The sequence below is a fragment of the Pseudomonas sp. SDO5532_S415 genome (assembly GCF_054071155.1).
Genome location: NZ_JBSVWS010000054.1, coordinates 1 through 18,096 on the forward strand (window position 1 = coordinate 1; position 18,096 = coordinate 18,096).

The 18,096-nt window shown below is 59.5% G+C and carries 17 protein-coding genes; 3 read left to right on the top strand and 14 right to left on the bottom strand.

What is annotated here, in order from left to right:
• Positions 1-66: 66 nt before the first annotated feature.
• From pgi to dksA, 11 genes are all read right to left on the bottom strand, one after another.
• Positions 67-1,731 carry a glucose-6-phosphate isomerase gene (gene pgi / locus ACW9HW_RS14450; RefSeq protein WP_095196571.1) on the bottom strand — a complete coding sequence of 555 codons (1,665 nt, stop codon included), beginning with the start codon at positions 1,729-1,731 and terminating at the stop codon, positions 67-69.
• A gap of 223 nt (positions 1,732-1,954) precedes the next feature.
• Positions 1,955-2,335 (bottom strand): aspartate 1-decarboxylase, encoded by a 381-nt coding sequence (panD, locus tag ACW9HW_RS14455; RefSeq protein ID WP_003228271.1) that lies wholly within the window; start codon positions 2,333-2,335, stop codon positions 1,955-1,957.
• Between the two features lie 154 nt (positions 2,336-2,489).
• Positions 2,490-3,350 carry a pantoate--beta-alanine ligase gene (gene panC, locus ACW9HW_RS14460; protein ID WP_095196570.1) on the bottom strand — a complete coding sequence of 287 codons (861 nt, stop codon included), beginning with the start codon at positions 3,348-3,350 and terminating at the stop codon, positions 2,490-2,492.
• On the bottom strand, positions 3,347-4,147 hold the full coding sequence (panB, locus tag ACW9HW_RS14465; RefSeq protein ID WP_095196569.1) for a 3-methyl-2-oxobutanoate hydroxymethyltransferase: 801 nt from the start codon (positions 4,145-4,147) through the stop codon (positions 3,347-3,349). The genes panC and panB overlap by 4 nt, the downstream gene beginning before the upstream one ends.
• A gap of 363 nt (positions 4,148-4,510) precedes the next feature.
• The gene (folK, locus tag ACW9HW_RS14470) at positions 4,511-4,996 is read right to left on the bottom strand and encodes a 2-amino-4-hydroxy-6-hydroxymethyldihydropteridine diphosphokinase (protein WP_095196568.1); all 486 of its coding nucleotides are present in this window, start codon (positions 4,994-4,996) and stop codon (positions 4,511-4,513) included.
• Positions 4,997-4,999: 3 nt separating this feature from the next.
• Positions 5,000-6,400: a polynucleotide adenylyltransferase PcnB gene (locus ACW9HW_RS14475; protein WP_095196567.1), complete on the bottom strand. Its 1,401-nt coding sequence runs from the start codon at positions 6,398-6,400 to the stop codon at positions 5,000-5,002.
• Between the two features lie 734 nt (positions 6,401-7,134).
• Positions 7,135-8,574: a sigma-54-dependent transcriptional regulator gene (locus ACW9HW_RS14480; RefSeq protein WP_095196565.1), complete on the bottom strand. Its 1,440-nt coding sequence runs from the start codon at positions 8,572-8,574 to the stop codon at positions 7,135-7,137.
• Positions 8,575-8,596: 22 nt separating this feature from the next.
• Entirely contained in the window at positions 8,597-11,551 is a 2,955-nt protein-coding gene (locus ACW9HW_RS14485; protein WP_170948724.1) for a sensor histidine kinase, read from the bottom strand.
• Positions 11,535-11,711: a hypothetical protein gene (locus tag ACW9HW_RS14490; protein WP_003176118.1), complete on the bottom strand. Its 177-nt coding sequence runs from the start codon at positions 11,709-11,711 to the stop codon at positions 11,535-11,537. Before ACW9HW_RS14490 ends, ACW9HW_RS14485 begins: the two co-directional genes overlap by 17 nt.
• A gap of 77 nt (positions 11,712-11,788) precedes the next feature.
• A complete protein-coding gene (gene gluQRS, locus ACW9HW_RS14495; RefSeq protein WP_095196563.1) occupies positions 11,789-12,685 on the bottom strand; it encodes a tRNA glutamyl-Q(34) synthetase GluQRS in 897 nt (298 codons plus the stop codon).
• Between the two features lie 199 nt (positions 12,686-12,884).
• A complete protein-coding gene (gene dksA, locus ACW9HW_RS14500) occupies positions 12,885-13,328 on the bottom strand; it encodes an RNA polymerase-binding protein DksA (protein ID WP_095196562.1) in 444 nt (147 codons plus the stop codon).
• Positions 13,329-13,661: 333 nt separating this feature from the next.
• Between dksA and ACW9HW_RS14505 the strand changes: the two genes are divergently transcribed.
• Complete coding sequence (locus ACW9HW_RS14505; protein WP_095196561.1) at positions 13,662-14,834, top strand: pyridoxal phosphate-dependent aminotransferase; 1,173 nt, start codon at positions 13,662-13,664, stop codon at positions 14,832-14,834.
• Positions 14,834-15,547: a DNA/RNA nuclease SfsA gene (gene sfsA, locus ACW9HW_RS14510; protein WP_095196560.1), complete on the top strand. Its 714-nt coding sequence runs from the start codon at positions 14,834-14,836 to the stop codon at positions 15,545-15,547. Before ACW9HW_RS14505 ends, sfsA begins: the two co-directional genes overlap by 1 nt.
• Here sfsA and ACW9HW_RS14515 read toward each other — a convergent pair.
• Entirely contained in the window at positions 15,544-15,861 is a 318-nt protein-coding gene (locus ACW9HW_RS14515; protein ID WP_095196559.1) for a Rieske (2Fe-2S) protein, read from the bottom strand. The two genes, sfsA and ACW9HW_RS14515, sit on opposite strands and share 4 nt — an antisense overlap.
• A gap of 165 nt (positions 15,862-16,026) precedes the next feature.
• On the opposite strand from ACW9HW_RS14515, the gene ACW9HW_RS14520 reads away from it, so the two are divergent.
• On the top strand, positions 16,027-16,899 hold the full coding sequence (locus ACW9HW_RS14520) for a heme/hemin ABC transporter substrate-binding protein (protein ID WP_095196558.1): 873 nt from the start codon (positions 16,027-16,029) through the stop codon (positions 16,897-16,899).
• Between the two features lie 320 nt (positions 16,900-17,219).
• Here the strand turns inward: ACW9HW_RS14520 and ACW9HW_RS14525 are convergent, their stop codons facing one another.
• Positions 17,220-17,492: a TfoX/Sxy family protein gene (locus ACW9HW_RS14525; RefSeq protein ID WP_007971093.1), complete on the bottom strand. Its 273-nt coding sequence runs from the start codon at positions 17,490-17,492 to the stop codon at positions 17,220-17,222.
• 242 nt (positions 17,493-17,734) lie between these two features.
• Entirely contained in the window at positions 17,735-18,079 is a 345-nt protein-coding gene (locus ACW9HW_RS14530; RefSeq protein WP_095196556.1) for a pentapeptide repeat-containing protein, read from the bottom strand.
• Between the last annotated feature and the right edge of the window lie 17 nt (positions 18,080-18,096).

Here is an 18,096-nt window from a genome sequence, read left to right on the forward strand (position 1 = left end):
AATGCCGACTGACACTCCGCATTCGCGAGCAAGCCCGCTCCCACAGGGGATAGCAGGTTTTTCAGATTATCCGCGGTGACGACCACGGAAGTAGTTGATCAGCCCTTGAGTGGACGGATCCTCGGCCGGTGTTTCTTCGCTGCCGACCAGGCGGTTGTAGACGCCTTTGCCCAGTTCCTTGCCCAGCTCCACGCCCCACTGATCGAAGGCGTTGATGCCCCAGATCACGCTTTGCACGAAGACTTTGTGCTCGTACATCGCCACCAGCGCGCCGAGGCGACGCGGGCTGATGCGCTCGACCACCAGGGTGTTGCTCGGACGATTGCCCGGAATCACCTTGTGCGCCGCGAGTTTCTTCACGTCGGCTTCACCCATGCCTTTGTCGCGCAGTTCAGCCTCGGCTTCGGCAAGGGTCTTGCCAAGCATCAGCGCCTGGCTCTGCGACAGGCAGTTGGCGTACAGCCATTGGTGGTGGTCGGACACCGGATTGAAGCTGACGATCGGCACGATGAAATCCGCCGGAATCAGTTGGGTGCCCTGGTGCAGCAACTGGTGGTAAGCATGCTGGCCGTTGCAACCGACGCCGCCCCAGATCACCGGACCGGTGTCGGTGGACACTGGCGTGCCGTCCTGACGAACGCTCTTGCCGTTGGACTCCATGTCCAGCTGTTGCAAGTGCTTGGTGATGTTACGCAGGTAGTGGTCGTACGGCAGGATCGCGTGGCTCTGCGCGCCCCAGAAATTGCCATACCAGACACCGAGCAAGGCCAGCAGCACCGGCATGTTCTGTTCGAACGGCGCACTCTGGAAATGCTGGTCCATGGTGTAGGCACCGGACAACAGCTCCTTGAAGTTCGACATGCCGATGGCCAGGGCGATTGGCAGGCCGATGGCCGACCACAGCGAGTACCGGCCGCCGACCCAATCCCACATCGGGAAGATGTTCTCTTCACGGATACCGAAAGCCACGGCGGCGGCATTGTTGCTCGATACCGCGATGAAGTGACGATACAACTCGGCTTCCGAGCCACCCTGGGCCAGGTACCAGGCACGGGCGGCCTGGGCGTTTTTCAGGGTTTCGAGGGTGTTGAAGGATTTCGACGAGACGATGAACAGCGTAGTCTCGGCGCGCAGCTTCATGGTCAGTTCGTGGAACTCACTGCCGTCAATGTTCGCCAGATAGTGGCAGCGCACGCCCTTCTGGGCGTAGGACAGCAGGGCTTCGGAAACCAGCTCGGGACCGAGGAATGAGCCACCAATGCCGATGTTCACCACGTCGGTGATCGGCTTCTCGGTGTAACCGCGCCACAGACCGTCGTGGATGCGCCCAACGAGGTCGGTGATCTGGTTCAGAACCTTGTGCACTTCAGGCATCACGTTGACGCCATTGACCGACAGTTTGTCGCCGACCGGACGACGCAGGGCCGTGTGCAACGCCGGGCGACCTTCGGAGGCGTTGACGATTTCGCCGTCGAACAGCGCCTTGATCGCGCCCTTGAGGTCGACTTCATTGGCCAGGCCTACCAGCAGATTGCGGGTCTCGGCGTTGATCAGGTTTTTCGAATAATCGAGGAACAGGCCGCAGCTGCTGAGGGTGAACTGGGTAAAGCGCTGCGGATCGGCATTGAAGGCCTCGCGCATGCTGAAATCCTGCATGGCTTGGCGGTGGTCATTCAACGCTTGCCAGGCGGGCAGAGCGGTCACGTCGTGAGGAGTGCGGTAATACGCCATCGCTGCGGGTTTCCTTTTTACTTGAACGGCCTTTAGAACACTAAAAATCCCGGCGCGCTGTGGATGGGCGTCCGGTCAACTGCGTCGACACGATTTCATGGCGCAGGGCGAATACAGTAAACCCCGCGCGGTGATCTGTCTTGACTTTGTCTGACCTGATTCCGGTACTTTTTTAACATCAAAGTTTGGAACGTCCGACAAACGGAGGCGCGACAGGCTTCGATCAGGCGACCTGAACCGGAATGGCGTTGCTGGTGTGGCTCAGTTCGTTGCCCGGTGCCATGTAGAGCATGCGTGGCTTGAAGTTGAGCAGTTCGGCTTCGCTGTAGTGGGCGTAAGCGCAGATGATCACGCGATCGCCGACCTTGGCCTTGTGCGCCGCGGCACCGTTGACCGAGATCATGCGTGAGCCTTCTTCGCCGCGAATGGCGTAGGTGGTGAAGCGCTCGCCATTATCGACGTTGTAGATCTGGATCTGTTCGTACTCACGAATGCCGGACAAGTCCAGCCATTCGCCGTCGATGGCGCAGGAACCTTCGTAATCGAGTACAGCGTGGGTGACTTCGGCGCGATGTAGCTTGGCTTTGAGCATGATGGCGTGCATGAGTGTTTTCCCAGGTCGGAATCGGGTTGTGGACACTAAAACAGTTCAAGTGTGGGAGCGAGCCTGCTCGCGAAAGCGGCGGATCAGTCAACCTAGTTGTTGAATGGCGTACCGCATTTGCGAGCAGGCTCGCTCCCACATTGTTTTGTTGGGCTCAGATGGGCGTATCGAGATTCAGGTGCAGGTTGTCGATCAACCGCGTCGTGCCGAGGAACGCCGCCACCAGAATCACCAGGTCCCGGTCCTCGGGAGTCGCCGGACGCAAGGTCAGTGCATGACGGATTTCCAGGTAGTCCGGACGCAACCCGGCAACTTCGAGCTGTTTGATCTGCGCACTGATCAGCGCCGGGAAATCCCGCTCACCCTGTTTGATCGCATCGGCAATCTGGCTCAGGGTGCGATAGACAACCGGTGCAACGGCACGTTGCTCTTCGCTGAGGAACCCATTGCGCGATGACAATGCCAGGCCGTCGGCGGCGCGAACGGTCGGTTCGCCAATGATCTGGATCGGCATGTTCAGGTCGTGGACCAGGGCGCGAATCACCGCCAGTTGCTGGAAGTCTTTCTGGCCGAAAATCGCCAGATCCGGCTGGACCATGTTGAACAACTTGCTGACCACTGTCGCCACACCTTCGAAATGCCCCGGACGGCTGGCGCCGCACAGGCCTTCGGACAATTGCGGGACGCTGACACGGGTCTGGCCAGTCATGCCGTCGGGGTACATCTCTTCAACGGTTGGCGCGAACAGCAGGTCGCAACCGGCCTCGAGCAGTTTTTCCTGGTCGGCCGCGAGGGTGCGCGGGTATTTGTCGAGGTCTTCGCCGGCGCCGAATTGCAGCGGATTGACGAAAATACTCGCGACCACGAAATCCACCCGCTGGGTGGCCTTGGTAATCAGCGCGATATGCCCGCTGTGCAGGTTGCCCATGGTCGGCACGAAGCCGATACGTTTGCCTTCGCCACGGGCGCGGGCCACAGCGGCCCGCAGTTCACGTACGGTTTTTACGGTGTTCATGCAGAAAATCCGTGTTCGATGCCAGGGAAGGTCGCCGCTTTGACTTCAGTGACGTAAGCGCTCAAGGCCGCGTGAATGCTCTCTTGGCCGGCCATGAAGTTCTTCACGAATTTGGGCACACGACCGGTGATGGACAGGCCCAGCATGTCGTGCAAGACCAATACCTGGCCGTCGGTGCGGTTGCCGGCGCCGATACCGATTACCGGGATTTTCACCGCTTGAGTGATTTCTTCAGCCAGTTCGCTTGGCACGCACTCGAGCAACAGCATGGCCGCGCCGGCCTGCTCCAGTGAAATCGCGTCGGCGCGCATCTGCCGCGCCTGGTTTTCATTGCGGCCCTGTACCTTGTAACCGCCGAGGATGTTCACCGATTGCGGTGTCAGGCCCATGTGCGCGCACACCGGGATGCCCCGCTCGGCGAGCAGGCGAATCGAGTCCGCCAGCCACAATGCGCCCTCGACCTTGACCATGTGCGCGCCTGCCTGCATCAGCAGCGCGCTGTTGGTCATGGCTTGTTCGGTGGTGGCATAGGCCATGAAGGGCAGGTCGGCGAGGATCAACGCGTCGGTGTTACCGCGTTTGACGGCGGCTACGTGGTAAGCCATTTCGGCGGTGGTAACCGGCAGGGTGCTGTCGTGACCTTGCAAAACCATGCCGAGGGAGTCGCCCACCAGCAGCACTTCGACGCCAGCCTGATTGCAGGCGTGGGCGAAGGTCGCGTCATAGCAGGTCAGCATGGTGATTTTCTCACCTTTCTGCTTGAGGCTCTGGAGCGTGGTCAGGGTGATGGCTGGCATGTCAAAAAATCCTCGTTCAGGCGCTATGGAAACTACTGCGAGTAACGCGCGTGATTCGTCATCTACTCAGGCGCACGGTCTTCTGTCGTGCTTATAAGGCCTGGATTGCGCCCTTGGGTGCCGGGTTGGCGGCATCGGGACGCCTATAGTCGTGAGGAGAACTCGGGAAGTCAATTGCGTGTGTTACCGCATTGTTACGAGGAGGGTGTTACCGGGGTAACTGATGCGTTTCAGCAGATTCTGTAGGATTGACACAAGGCCAATGTGGGAGCGAGCCTGCTCGCGAAGACGGTATGACATTCAACCATGATGGTGAATTCAAGATCGCTTTCGCGAGCAAGCCCGCTCCCACAGGGTGTTGTGTCAATTTGCAGGGAGGCGCTCCAGCCCGACGAACGGGCAGGCAGCGAGCAATTCCGTGAGGCTGCGGCCGTCGGCCAGACGCAGCTCCGCAGGTGCCAACTCCGCCAATGGATACAGCACAAAGGCCCGTTCCTGCATATGGTAGTGCGGGACTTTGAGGCGAGGTTCGTCGATCAGTCGGTGGCCGAACAGCAGGATATCCAGATCCAGCGTGCGTGGCCCCCAGCGTTCAAGACGCTCGCGGCCTTGCTCGTTCTCGATGGCTTGTAGCGCATCAAGCAAGTCCAGCGGCGTGAGGGTGCTGTCGAGGGCGGCGACCGCATTGGTGTAACGCGGTTGGCCGGGAAGCAGCGAATCGCTTTGATAGAAGGCGGAAACCCCGATCAGTTCCGATTGCGGCAGCTGCGCCAGGGCGGCGACGGCGCTGCGCAGCTGTTCGGCGGGAGCAGCCAGGTTGCTGCCCATGCCGATGTAGATGCGTTCCATGGATTACTCGCCCGTAGTGCTCGAAACGCCCGCGGCACGCTTGCGCTTGGAGCCACCGCTACGGCGACGTTTGCGCGGTGCGCCAGTGCCTTCGTCCTTGCCGCTGAGGTCGCGGATCATGTCGCGACGCTCACTGTCGTTGGCGTCCTGATAGTCCGTCCACCATTCGCCCAGGCCATCGGTCTGCTCGCCCGCGCTTTCACGCAGCAACAGGAAGTCGTAACCGGCGCGGAACCGCGGGTTGTCCAGCAACAGGTCGGCACGTTTGCCGCTGCGCCGTGGCAGACGTTCCTGCATGTCCCAGATCTCGCGGATCGGCATGGTGAAGCGTTTTGGAATCGCGATGCGCTGGCACTGTTCGGCAATCAGTTCGTGGGCCGCTTCCTGCATCGCCGGAATCGGCGGCATGCCACGTTCCTGCAGGCGCAGTACTCGAGCCGGAAGAGCAGGCCACAGCAGCGCGGCAAACAGGAACGCCGGGGTCACCGGTTTGTTCTGCTTGATCCGCAAGTCGGTGTTGATCAGGGCTTCGCTGATCAGTGTATGGGTATAAGTCGGGTTGTATTCCAGCGCCTCGGCACTGGCCGGGAACAGTGGATCGAACAGTTGCAGGTCGACCAGCATCTCGAAGGTGTCCGCGGCATGGCCGGAGAGAAACAGCTTGAGGACTTCTTCGAACAGACGGGCCGCCGGGATCTCGCGCAGCATCGGTGCCAGGTCACGGATCGGCAGGGCGCTGTGTTTTTCGATGCCGAAATTCAGTTTCGCCGCGAAACGCACGGCCCGCAGCATCCGTACTGGATCTTCCTGATAGCGTTGTTTCGGATCGCCGATCAGACGGATCAGGTGATTGCGAATGTCGTGCACACCGTTGGCGTAGTCGAGGATGCGCTCGCTGACCGGATCGTAATACAGGGCGTTGATGGTGAAGTCGCGGCGTTGCGCGTCTTCCTCCAGGGTGCCGTAGACGTTATCGCGCAGGATGCGTCCGCTTTCGTTGCGGGAAGACTGGTTGCTGTCTTCTTCCTCATCGTTTTGCGGGTGATTGGCGCGGAAGGTCGCGACTTCGATGATTTCGCGGCCAAAGTGGATATGCACCAGTTTGAAGCGCCGGCCAATGATCCGCGCGTTGCGGAATTCGGCCCGGACCTGTTCAGGGGTGGCACTGGTGGCGACGTCGAAGTCTTTCGGCGTGATGCCGAGCAGCATGTCGCGCACGCAACCGCCGACCAGATAGGCCTGGTAACCGGCGCCCTGCAGGCGTTCGACGATGTTCACCGCGTAACGGCTGAATTGCGCCTTTTGCAGCGAATGTTGGCCGCTGTTGAGCACTTCAGGCGTGCTGCGGATATGTTGCGTACGACGCAGGGGAGTACGGAATGACTGGAACAGCTTCTTCAGCATGGGATGCACTGTTTGAAGGAATGTTCGGCCAAAACGAAGAATGACCGCATGATGGGCGGGGATTCTAGCATTTAGTCGGGGGATGGTGTAGGACGCAGCAGATATGAGCTGTAAGCCGCACGTTTCAAGGTGGAAACAGGCGGATGCAAGGCGGTTTTTGAATCGCGGAAACTACAAGGGGAGCCGAAGCTCCCCAAGAAGTAGTTGCATGCTCTATTTTTGTTATTGGTTTCGGGCTTCTTGTTTTTGTTGAGTGCCCTCGCCATGAAGCTTCCTTCATGACCCTCCCAATCGGGAGCCAAGAGCAAACGGATTGCTTTGGTCGCTGAATTGCAGTGATCTCTCGATCCAACCAGTACAGGCTCTGTCTTATGACAGTTTTTTGTTGTTCTCGGCCTGGTCGTGGGGCAAGCCCCAAATACAACGCCTCTCCAAAAGAATCAGTTAGCTGCGCCTCTCGCCGTCTTGTTTTTATTGTGCGTGAGTCGATTCGTCTTATTTTTATTGTCTTGTGCATTGCTTGTTATTGTTCTTGTACCAAACATATAGCAGGGTGCGTGCCAACTTTTACAAACCCCAGTAAAACAAGGGGTTAGGCGGTCTGGTGGGATAAGTGCAGGCGAAAAAAAGCCGGGGTTTCGTTACCGTAAGCCCCGGCTTCTGTTACGTGAAAAACCTGAGGTAACAGTTTTTCCACAAAGTCACGCGTTACCCGCACATCAGACAGGGGCGGTTCAGCTTTCGCTGGCGACCCCGGTCTTGCGCCGTGGAATGCCCAGGCGTTGACGGCGTTCCCACAGGCACTTGCGACTGACCCCGAGTTTGCGGGCCAGTTCGGTTTCGGTCATGTGGTCCTGATGCTCGAGCACGAAATGCTGGAAGTAGTCCTCCAGGGACAGGTCTTCGGTCGGTTCGTGGTTGTTGTTACCGGCGTTGTTGTTGCCTTGTTGCGGGGGCAGGCCGATGAACTCGTCGTCTTCCAGATCGCCCAGCTCGATGTCGATACCCAGCAGCTCGGCAGAAATCTCCGGGCTCTCGCACAGGATAACGGCGCGCTCGACAGCATTTTCCAGCTCACGAACGTTACCCGGCCAGGAGTAATGGCGAATGGCTTGTTCCGCGTCCGGAGCGAATTTCAGGTCGGTGCGGTTGATCCGCGCGCTCTGCCTTGCGAGGAACGCATTGGCGATTTCATTGACGTCGGCACCACGCTCGCGCAGGGCGGGCAGTTTTAGCGCGATCACATGGAGGCGGTAGTACAAGTCTTCACGGAACTGGCCGATCTTCGCCAGGCTCTTGAGGTCGCGGTGAGTCGCGGCGATCAGGCGCACATCGACCTTTTGCGACTGCACCGAGCCGACCCGGCGAATCTCGCCTTCCTGGAGAACGCGCAGCAGTCGGGCCTGGGCTTCCAGTGGCAGTTCACCGATTTCGTCGAGGAACAAGGTGCCGCCGTCCGCTGCTTCCACCAGGCCGGCGCGCCCGGCGCTGGCACCAGTGAACGCGCCTTTTTCGTGGCCGAACAATTCGGACTCGATCAGGCTTTCCGGAATGGCTGCGCAGTTCACCGAAATCATCGGTGCCTTGGCCCGCTTCGACAGGTTGTGCAGGGCGCGCGCCACCAATTCTTTACCGGTGCCGGATTCGCCCTGGATCAGGACATTGGAGTCGGTCGGCGCGACTTTACGAATCTTGCCGTACAGATCCTGCATCGGTGGACACGAGCCGATGATGCCGATCTCGCCGTTGCTGTTATCGATGCCCGTTTTTGCCGCGCCATTGGCGACTTTACCGGCCACGGGTTCACCGCTGGCTTGCACCGATTGACGGTCGCGCAGGATACGCGCAACCGCCTGGAGCATTTCGTCATGATCGAAGGGCTTGGCGATGTAATCCACCGCGCCCATCTTCATCGAGTCGACTGCGGAGCGCAGGCTGGCGTAGCTGGTCATGATCAGCACCGGAGTGCCCTGACCCAGTTTGATCAGTTCGGTGCCCGGTGCGCCCGGCAGACGCAGGTCACTGACGATCAGGTCGAACGTGGGAATGGTGAAGCGTTCTTGTGCTTCCTGCACTGAACCGGCTTCGCTGACCTGATACTGGTTGCGTTCCAGCAGGCGGCGCAAGGCGGAGCGGATAATTGTTTCGTCTTCGACGATCAAAATGTGCGGCATTGATTCGATACTCTCGACGGTCTCAGTTCACAGCGGACGTCGCTTCGACATGACGCGGTAGTGTCACCCGGATACGGGTGCCGCGTTGGCTCTGAACATCAGCCGGGCTGTCGATGGTGATTTGTCCATAATGCTCTTCAACGATGGAATAGACCAGTGCAAGGCCCAGACCGGTGCCTTCACCCGGGTCCTTGGTGGTGAAGAAGGGTTCGAACAATCGGTCCATGATGCTCGATGGAATCCCGCTGCCTTCGTCTTCCACGATCAGGTCGACCGTGTGTTCGCCGGCTTCGCTCTTGACACGCACTGCGCTGCCCGGAGGCGAGGCATCACGGGCGTTCGAGAGCAGGTTGATCAGTACCTGGGCGAGCCGCTGCGGATCGCCTTCGACCCAGTGATCGGGGTCGCATAGATTGTAGAACTGCACTTCGAAATTGCGTCGATTCAGGGCCAGCAGGCCGATGGCGTCCTGGGCGACTTCCGCCAGACAGACGGGCTCGTCGTTGTGCTGATGACTGCCGGCATGGGCGAAACTCATCAGCGACTGGACGATGCGCGACACGCGTTTGGTCTGTTCAAGGATCTGCCCGCTGATTTCCTTGAGTTCGCCGTCTTCTTCGCGCTCTTCGCGCAGGTTCTGCGCCAGACAGGCAATGCCGGTGATCGGGTTGCCGATTTCATGGGCCACGCCGGCGGCGAGGCGGCCGATGCTGGCCAGGCGCTCGGAGTGCACCAGTTTGTCTTCGAGCATCTGGGTTTCGGTCAAGTCTTCCACCAGCAACACCAGGCCACTGTTACCCGGCGCGAGCGGCTCGTCGATCGCCGCCTTGTGCAGGTTCAGCCAGCGGGTCTGGCCGTCGAGGGCCAGATGCTGCTTGTGCAAGTGTTCGTCCGGGACATTGATGAAACCTTGCAGCAACTCTTTCCACGGGTCGGCAATGGTGCTCAGGCGCGAACCGACGACCCGTTGCGCAGCGATCCCGGTCAACTCCTCCATGGCTTTGTTCCACATGAGGATTTCCTGATCCTTGGCCAGCGAACAGACGCCCATTGGCAATTCCTGAAGGGTCTGGCGGTGATAGCGGCGCAGGGCATCGAGTTCGGCAGCCAGCCCGGTCAGGCGAGAATGGTAATCCTCGAGTCGGCTTTCGATGAAGTGGATGTCCTCGGTGACATAGTTTTCGCCGCCCGCCTTGTACGGCAGGAAGGTTTCGACCATGTCCTGGGCTACGCTCGGTCCCATCAGGCCGGAAAGGTTGGCCTCGATGCGGTCACGCAAGCGACGCAAGGCATAAGGCCGGCGCTCGTCGAATGGCAGATAGAGATCGCGCAGAGCCTGTTCGACTTCTTTTTGCGCAGCCTTGGCACCCAGCGGTTTGGCAAGCTGTGTGGCGAATTCCTGAGGCGAAGCGGCGTGCAGTTCGCGGCGTTGCGGGCGACGCACATTGTCCACGGCACAGGCTTCCGCGGCGCTGGCCTCTTCGGTGCTGGCGTTGGTGAACAGTGAGATCAGGGTGAACATCAGCACGTTGGCGGCCAGCGAGGCAATCGCCGCCATGTGCCAGCTGGTGTCGTCCAACACATAGATCATGTTCAACAGCGGGATGTAGAAGCCCTGCAGATTGCCGACCAACGGCAGCAGCATGGTCACCAGCCACACCAGGATCCCGGCCAGCAAGCCGGCGATGAAGCCGCGACGGTTGGCAGTCGGCCAATACAGGACCGAGAGCACGCCCGGCAGGAACTGCAAGGTGGCAACGAACGCGACGATACCGAGGTTGGCCAGGTCTTGCTCAGCGCCCAGCAACAGGTAGAAACCGTAGCCGGCCATGATGATCGCGACGATCAGTGCCCGGCGCGTCCACTTCAGCCAACGGTAGATATTGCCTTCCGCCGGCGGTTGATACAGCGGCAGCACCAGGTGGTTCAGGGCCATGCCCGACAGCGCGAGGGTGGTCACGATGATCAGGCCGCTGGCGGCGGACAACCCGCCGATATACGCCAGCAACGCCAACGCCTTACTGTTGGCGGCGATGCCAATACCAAGCGTGAAGTATTCCGGGTTGGTGGTAGCCCCGAGTTTCAGCCCCGCCCAAAGAATCAGCGGCACCGCCAGGCTCATCAGCAACAGGAACAGTGGCAAGCCCCAACTCGCGCTGACCAGTGAGCGCGGGTTGAGGTTTTCGGTGAACGTCATGTGGTACATGTGCGGCATCACGATCGCCGAGGCGAAGAACACCAGCAGCAGCGTGCGCCACGGGCCTTCCTGCAACGGCGTGTGCAGGGCGGCGAGGGCAGTCTGGTTTTGCAGCAGCCACAGTTCCAGCTGTTGCGGGCCGTCGAATACACCGTACAGGGCATACAGTCCGACGCCGCCGAGAGCGATCAGCTTGATTACCGATTCGAAGGCAATTGCGAAGACCAGGCCTTCATGTTTCTCGCGGGTGGCGATGTGCCGGGAGCCGAAGAAAATCGTGAACAGCGTAATGAGCGCGCAGAAACTCAGGGCGACGCGGTGCTGCACCGGCTCACGGGTAAGGATGCCGATTGAATCGGCCACCGCCTGAATCTGCAACGCCAGCAACGGCAGTACGCCGACCAGCATGAAAATCGTGGTCAGCGCGCCGGCCCAGGTGCTGCGGAAGCGGAACGCGAACAGGTCCGCCAGGGACGACAGCTGATAAGTGCGGGTGATCTTCAGGATCGGATACAGCAATACCGGCGCCAGCAGGAATGCCCCGGACACCCCGAGGTAACTGGACAGGAAGCCGTAACCGTACTGATAAGCCAGGCCCACGGTGCCATAAAACGCCCAGGCACTGGCATAGACCCCCAGCGACAGGGTGTAGGTGAGCGGGTGGCGAATGATCGCCCGGGGGATCATGCCCCGTTCGCTGATCCAGGCCACGCCGAACAGCACCGCCAGGTACGCGGCACTGATCAGGATCATCTGGGTCAGGCTAAAGCTCATCGGCATCTTTTTGGCTCTGCAGGATGAAGGTCACGACGATCAGGATCAGCCAGAGCAGATAAGGGCGATACCAGGCGCCAGTGGCGTCGATCCACCAATCCATGATGGCCGGGGAGAACAGATAAATCCCCACTACCAGGAGCAGGACCAAGCGATAGATGTACATCCCGGCCTCTCTTTTTTATGCGCGTGCCCGAAAACGTGCGGCGATGGTAACGGATGGGCGCGACACTGCAAGCACGATCACTGTAGCTGCGCCTCGGGCAGGCTCAGTGTGCGCGGGATCCGGCTTGCATCCCAGTGAGCGATGCCCCAGTTCAGCACTTCCCTGGGGGTGCCATCAGCCAGTTCGGTACCGGGAGTCTGCCCCAGTGCACGCAAGGCACGCAGCAACAATGGTGTGGCCTGGTCTTCGGTCAATGGCGGCGAGCGATAGGACTTGCCGAGCTTGTTGCCATCGGGTTGGGTAATCAGCGGGATGTGCAAGTAACGCGGTTGCCGCAGGCCGAGCAGTTCCTGCAGGTAAAGTTGGCGTGGCGTAGAGTCGAGCAGGTCGGCGCCGCGCACGATATCGGTAATGCCTTGCCAGGCATCATCCAGCACCACCGCCAGTTGATAGGCGTAGAGCCCGTCACGGCGGCGAATCACGAAATCGCCGACATCCCGGCCCAGGTGTTGATGGAATTCACCTTGCACGCGGTCGATGAAGTGGTAATCCAGTTCGGGTACACGTATCCGGATCGCCGCATCGTCGGTGGCATGCCCGGCATTACGGCACAGCCCCGGATAGATACCATGGTACGGCTCCAGTTGCTTGCGCGAACAGGTGCACGCGTAGGCCAGGCCGTGATTGAACAGGCGATTGAGTACTTCGGCGTAGGCGTCGTGCCGGTCGCTCTGGCGGACCATCTCGCCATCCCACTCGAAACCATAGCTCTCCAGCGCCTTGAGGATCGCCGCCTGGGCGCCGGGCTCTTCACGGGGCGGGTCGAGGTCTTCCATGCGCATCAACCAGCGGCCGCCGACCGAACGTGCGTCAAGGTACGAAGCCAGCGCGGCCACCAGCGAACCGAAATGCAGGTGACCACTGGGCGTGGGGGCGAAGCGCCCGATGTAGGAAGAGGTGGAGATGGCGGTCATAGGGTGATGTCATTTTTTCCGTACTTGAGCCGGCCCCTGTGGGAGCGAGCCTGCTCGCGAAAGCGGTGTGTCAGCCAGCATTAATGTTGAAGCTGAGGCCCCCTTCGCGAGCAGGCTCGCTCCCACAGTTTCCTGTCGAAGCAAATGTCAGAAACAAAAACGGAGCGTTCGCACGCTCCGTTCTTCGTTCAAGTCGTTATTACTTGCCGACTTGCTTTTCCTTGATTTCCGCCAGGGTCTTGCAATCGACGCACATGTCGGCGGTAGGGCGGGCTTCCAGGCGCTTGACGCCGATTTCGACACCGCAGGACTCGCACCAGCCGTATTCTTCGTCTTCGATCAGTTGAAGCGTCTTGTCGATCTTCTTGATCAGCTTGCGCTCACGATCGCGCGCTCGCAGTTCGAGGGCGAACTCTTCTTCCTGGCTGGCACGGTCTGCCGGGTCAGGAAAGTTGGCCGCTTCGTCCTTCATGTGATCAACCGTGCGGTCGACTTCCTGCATCAAGTCCTGTTTCCACTTGTTCAGGACCTTGGTGAAGTGCGCACGCATGGGCTTGCCCATGTACTCCTCGCCCGGAACTTCTTTATAGGGTTCGAAGCCGCTGATCGACTGGACTGCCTGTTGCTTTGCTTGGGTGGACATGAAATAGACCGCCTCTACTCTTGTAATCCATCTGCGCAGGATTGCTCCATCACCGGCACCCGCCGGCCCTGCGGCTGCAAGCGGGCGAACTTACCAGATCAAATCAGAGCGCGCTACTCCCGGATGTCGAGGCCGCGGCCTGTGGCGCTTGCAAATGATGGCAAAGCGCTGCCTGGTAGCTCCGCGGCCCTGATCAATTATTGATTTTAGTCAAACCTTGGGCACTCGCTCGAGTCGTTTTGGGTCTGGGTTATACCGCTCTGACCGCTTTAGGCTCTCGCTCGTTCCTGCGCTTGGGTAGAATCGTTTCTTTTCTTCGTTGAAGGAAGGCCAATGGCTCAGTCCTACAGTGCCCGCAGTCGCGCAATCGAACCTTTTCATGTCATGGCATTGCTGGCGCGGGCCAATGAATTACAGGCCGCCGGTCACGATGTGATTCACCTGGAAATCGGCGAACCGGACTTCACCACAGCCGAGCCGATCATCCGTGCCGGCCAGGCTGCGCTCGAATCGGGAAAAACGCGATACACCGCCGCACGCGGTATTCCTGAGCTGCGTGAGGCTATCTCGGGCTTTTATCAGCAGCGTTATGGCCTGAACATCGATCCGCGACGCATCCTCATCACGCCCGGCGGTTCCGGTGCGCTGTTGCTGGCCAGTGCCTTGCTGGTGGATCCGGGCAAGCATTGGCTGCTGGCGGACCCGGGTTACCCATGCAACCGGCATTTCCTGCGACTGGTAGAAGGTGCCGCGCAGCTTGTCCCTGTAGGTCCGGACGTGCGTTATCAACTGACACCGGATCTCGTCGAGCGGCATTGGGATCACGACAGCGTGGGTGCGTTGGTGGCATCTCCGGCGAATCCAACGGGGACGATCCTCACCCGTGACGAGCTGGCGGGGCTGTCCAGCGCCATCAAACAGCGCCACGGTCATCTGGTGGTGGACGAGATCTACCATGGCTTGACCTACGGCACCGATGCGGCCAGCGTGCTGGAAGTCGATGACAGTGCCTTTGTGCTCAACAGTTTTTCGAAATATTTCGGAATGACCGGATGGCGGCTCGGTTGGCTGGTGGCACCCGATGTGGCTGTGGGTGAGCTGGAGAAGCTCGCCCAGAACCTCTATATCAGTGCCCCGAGCATGGCGCAGCATGCTGCGCTGGCCTGTTTCGAGCCAGAAACCATCAGGATTCTGGAAGAGCGTCGTGCCGAATTCGGTCGTCGTCGCGATTTCCTTTTGCCAGCATTGCGGGAGTTGGGCTTCGGGATCGCTGTCGAGCCTGAAGGCGCGTTCTATTTGTACGCTGATATCAGCAAGTTCGGCGGCGATGCCTTCTCGTTCTGTCGGCATTTCCTCGAAACGGAGCACGTAGCATTCACGCCTGGACTGGATTTCGGTCGCTATCAGGCCGGGCATCACGTGCGTTTTGCTTACACGCAAAACCTTGAGCGTTTGCAGGAAGCGGTGGAGCGTATCGGCCGGGGTCTGCGGAGCTGGCAAGGCTGATGCGTTTTCATCCTCCCCTCGAAGAAGGTCGGCTGATCCGCCGTTACAAGCGTTTTCTCGCCGATATCGAAACCGTTGGCGGTGAGTTGTTGACCATTCACTGCCCGAACACCGGCTCGATGCTCAATTGTCAGGTCGAAGGTGGACAGGTTTGGTTCAGTCGTTCCAATGACCCCAAGCGCAAGTTGCCCGGCACCTGGGAAATCGGCGAAACCCCACATGGTCGTCATTTTTGCGTGAATACCGGGCGGGCCAATGCTTTGATCGAAGAAGCACTGCTGGCTGGGGTAATCACCGAGCTGAACGGCTTTACCGGGCTCAAGCGCGAAGTGGCCTACGGTCAGGAAAAGAGCCGGATCGATTTTCGTCTCGATTACCCCGACGGGCCGGCCTATGTGGAAGTCAAAAGTGTCACGCTGGGTTTCGACGGTGTCGCGGTGGCGGCGTTTCCTGATGCGGTGACCCAGCGCGGGGCGAAGCATCTGCGTGAGTTGGCCCATCTGGCGCGGGACGGAATTCGTGCGGTGCAGTTGTACTGCGTGAATTTGACCGGTATCGAAGCCGTGCGCCCGGCCGAAGAAATCGATTCCGCCTACGCACAAGCCTTGCGTGAGGCGGTGGCGTGCGGGGTTGAAGTGCTGGCCTATGGCGTGCGTCTGACCCATGAAGAGATGGTCGTGGATCGGCGTCTGGAGGTAGTGCTTGGCGGTTAAAGACTGATCCAGATGCCTTGCGCATCCTCGCGACAGTCGACACGGGTCAGCGATTGCCCCGCGCAAGGGCCGGCAACGCATTCGCCGTCCTCGATCAAAAACAGGGCGCCGTGGGTGGCGCACTGGATCAGGCTGTTGCTGGGGTCCAGAAACTGGTCGGGGGTCCATTCAAGTCCGACGCCGCGGTGCGGGCAGCGATTGACATAGACGTAAACCTTGCCGTCCCGACGCACGGCGAAAAGCTTTTGCCCGGCGAGTTCAAACCCGCGGCTGCTGGCATCGGCCAGCTCAATGCCTTTACACAGAAATTTCATGCCTATCCTCAGGGCGCACAGTCGTGACCGGATATGTCCGAGCTTGACGTGCAAATGCAAGCAATTATCAAATGGCTGACTTGCCCGGAAGGCGCGGTTGCCAAGTTGCACAGGATACGTGGCCTCGTCGCCTGATGCCCGGGAAACCCTCATAGGAAACTGTATATGCGCCTGAGTACCCGTGTTTGCGCGCTGTGTTTCGGACTTTTCGCCAGTCATCACGTCGCTGCGAGCGAGTTGCCGCAACGTTGGGTCAGTGCCGGCGGGGCGCTCTCGGAGTGGGTCAGCGCTTTGGGGGGCGAGTCGAAACTGGTCGGGGTCGATACCACCAGTCAGCACCCTGAATCCCTGAAGGCTTTACCCAGCATCGGATATCAGCGGCAGCTTTCGGCGGAGGGTGTGCTGAGTTTGCGTCCGCAGATTCTGGTCGGTACCGAAGAGATGGGGCCGCCCCCCGTGCTTTCGCAAATTCGTAATGCGGGCGTGCAGGTCGAGCTGTTCTCGGCCCAGCCGGATCTGCCGACGCTGCAGAATAACCTGCAGCATTTGGGCAGGTTGCTCGGCGCCGAAGACCGGGCGGCACAGTTGCTGGCGACTTATCAACAGGCGCTTGAGCTGCAGAAGATCCGGGTTACCAGGGCGCAATTGACGCAGTCCTCTCCGGGGGTGTTGCTGTTACTCGGGCACGCGGGCGGAAAACCGCTGATCGCCGGCAAGGACACCGCCGCTGATTGGTTACTGCAACGCGCCGGAGGACACAACCTGGCGACCCATACCGGCTACAAGCCGTTTTCGAACGAGTCGCTGGTGAGCCTTGATCCTGATGTGCTGGTGTTTGCCGACCGCGCACTGAGTGGTGATGCGGCGCGTGCAGCGTTGTTCAGGGAAAATCCGATTCTGGCCTCCACTCGCGCAGCGCGGGGCGGGCGGGTCATCGAGCTTGATCCGACCTTGCTGGTGGGTGGATTGGGTCCACGACTGCCGGAAAGCCTGAAAAAGCTGTCTGACGGTTTTTATCCTGAATCTGCTGGTCAATAACCTTGCGCCGCAATTAGCGCAGTGTCGCGGTGACGACTTTTCCTCAGGCAAAAAAAGACCCGGCAAGAGCCGGGTCAAATAACCGTGATTAGCCTGATGAGGAGATAATCTGAGAGTCCGAACCAAGGGCTATTCAGAATATCGACCAGTCTCGCGACCAGTTGTGATAATCATATCGATTCTCATTACCAAGTCAACAGCTGATTTCTCATTGGCGTCGTTTGTGTCGCGCGTGGTCGGCAAGTCCTTGTAACTATTGACTATTGGTTTGTCGTTTTTAGTGGCTTCACTCGTATCAATCGCGGACATCCCATGCGGACTCAGTTTTTGTGACGTGACGAGATCGCTTCCAACTGTTTATTCAACGCTTCTTTGCGTTCGGCGGGAATGTCATTCCAATGCACGTCCATCAGGGCGCCTTCGATTGCATACAACAACACCTTGGATGCTCGAAAACCGCGCGTGCGCACGGCCCGATAAGCGTCCACCGCTCCCAGGCGACGCAAGTCCGAGGCGCTGTGGATGCCCACCGCATGCAGCCACTGCGCCGACGTCTTGCCAAGATTCTTAAGGTGTTGCAGTTCATCATTCATCAAGCCTCCTTGCGATGGCCGAATGGTGCGTGGGCAAGCTTCTCAGGAGTGTAGCCATCAGTAGGAAAAGCGTGATTGTTTGGTCGTTTTCGACGCAAAAGCTTCTAAGAGGCAGGCGTTAGAGGGCGCGTGAAAAACTGCGAAAGGAGCAGGGACAGGGGGGAGATACCAGTAGTCGGGACAAGTCGGCCCGAAGTCCAATGCGAAGCGGGGGCACCGGACTGGTGAATTTACGCTAAGGGTCAGCGGGTGCGATAACGCAGTCGTGTCCCGAAGTTCATCGACATCAGAATCTCGTCAGCACTCAACTCTGGCGGAAAGTAGGCACCGGAAATCTGTGCATGGGCCAGACTTGCACCTTCGAGTGACGCATTGCGAAAGTCGATGCCCCGCAAATCGGCGGAACGGAAGTAGGCATTGGTGAAGTCGACGCCGTCGGCGTTCAACTCGCGCAAGTCCAGCCCCCGGAAGTCACCACCGACCATGTCGATAGGGCCATCCTTGGGGCGTTCATTGTTGAAACCTGTGATGTCGTCTTTGTGCAGCAAGGCATAAAGCGGGGTGTCGAGAAGTTTCGGCTGGCTCATGTCACATCACCTGTTGG

Coding starts and splice junctions, on each gene's coding strand:
- pgi (WP_095196571.1), bottom strand. CDS start 1,731: ATGGCGTATTACCGCACTCCTCACGACGTGACCGCTCTGCCCGCCTGG.
- panD (WP_003228271.1), bottom strand. CDS start 2,335: ATGCACGCCATCATGCTCAAAGCCAAGCTACATCGCGCCGAAGTCACC.
- panC (WP_095196570.1), bottom strand. CDS start 3,350: ATGAACACCGTAAAAACCGTACGTGAACTGCGGGCCGCTGTGGCCCGC.
- panB (WP_095196569.1), bottom strand. CDS start 4,147: ATGCCAGCCATCACCCTGACCACGCTCCAGAGCCTCAAGCAGAAAGGT.
- folK (WP_095196568.1), bottom strand. CDS start 4,996: ATGGAACGCATCTACATCGGCATGGGCAGCAACCTGGCTGCTCCCGCC.
- ACW9HW_RS14475 (WP_095196567.1), bottom strand. CDS start 6,400: ATGCTGAAGAAGCTGTTCCAGTCATTCCGTACTCCCCTGCGTCGTACG.
- ACW9HW_RS14480 (WP_095196565.1), bottom strand. CDS start 8,574: ATGCCGCACATTTTGATCGTCGAAGACGAAACAATTATCCGCTCCGCC.
- ACW9HW_RS14485 (WP_170948724.1), bottom strand. CDS start 11,551: ATGCCGATGAGCTTTAGCCTGACCCAGATGATCCTGATCAGTGCCGCG.
- ACW9HW_RS14490 (WP_003176118.1), bottom strand. CDS start 11,711: ATGTACATCTATCGCTTGGTCCTGCTCCTGGTAGTGGGGATTTATCTG.
- gluQRS (WP_095196563.1), bottom strand. CDS start 12,685: ATGACCGCCATCTCCACCTCTTCCTACATCGGGCGCTTCGCCCCCACG.
- dksA (WP_095196562.1), bottom strand. CDS start 13,328: ATGTCCACCCAAGCAAAGCAACAGGCAGTCCAGTCGATCAGCGGCTTC.
- ACW9HW_RS14505 (WP_095196561.1), top strand. CDS start 13,662: ATGGCTCAGTCCTACAGTGCCCGCAGTCGCGCAATCGAACCTTTTCAT.
- sfsA (WP_095196560.1), top strand. CDS start 14,834: ATGCGTTTTCATCCTCCCCTCGAAGAAGGTCGGCTGATCCGCCGTTAC.
- ACW9HW_RS14515 (WP_095196559.1), bottom strand. CDS start 15,861: ATGAAATTTCTGTGTAAAGGCATTGAGCTGGCCGATGCCAGCAGCCGC.
- ACW9HW_RS14520 (WP_095196558.1), top strand. CDS start 16,027: ATGCGCCTGAGTACCCGTGTTTGCGCGCTGTGTTTCGGACTTTTCGCC.
- ACW9HW_RS14525 (WP_007971093.1), bottom strand. CDS start 17,492: ATGAATGATGAACTGCAACACCTTAAGAATCTTGGCAAGACGTCGGCG.
- ACW9HW_RS14530 (WP_095196556.1), bottom strand. CDS start 18,079: ATGAGCCAGCCGAAACTTCTCGACACCCCGCTTTATGCCTTGCTGCAC.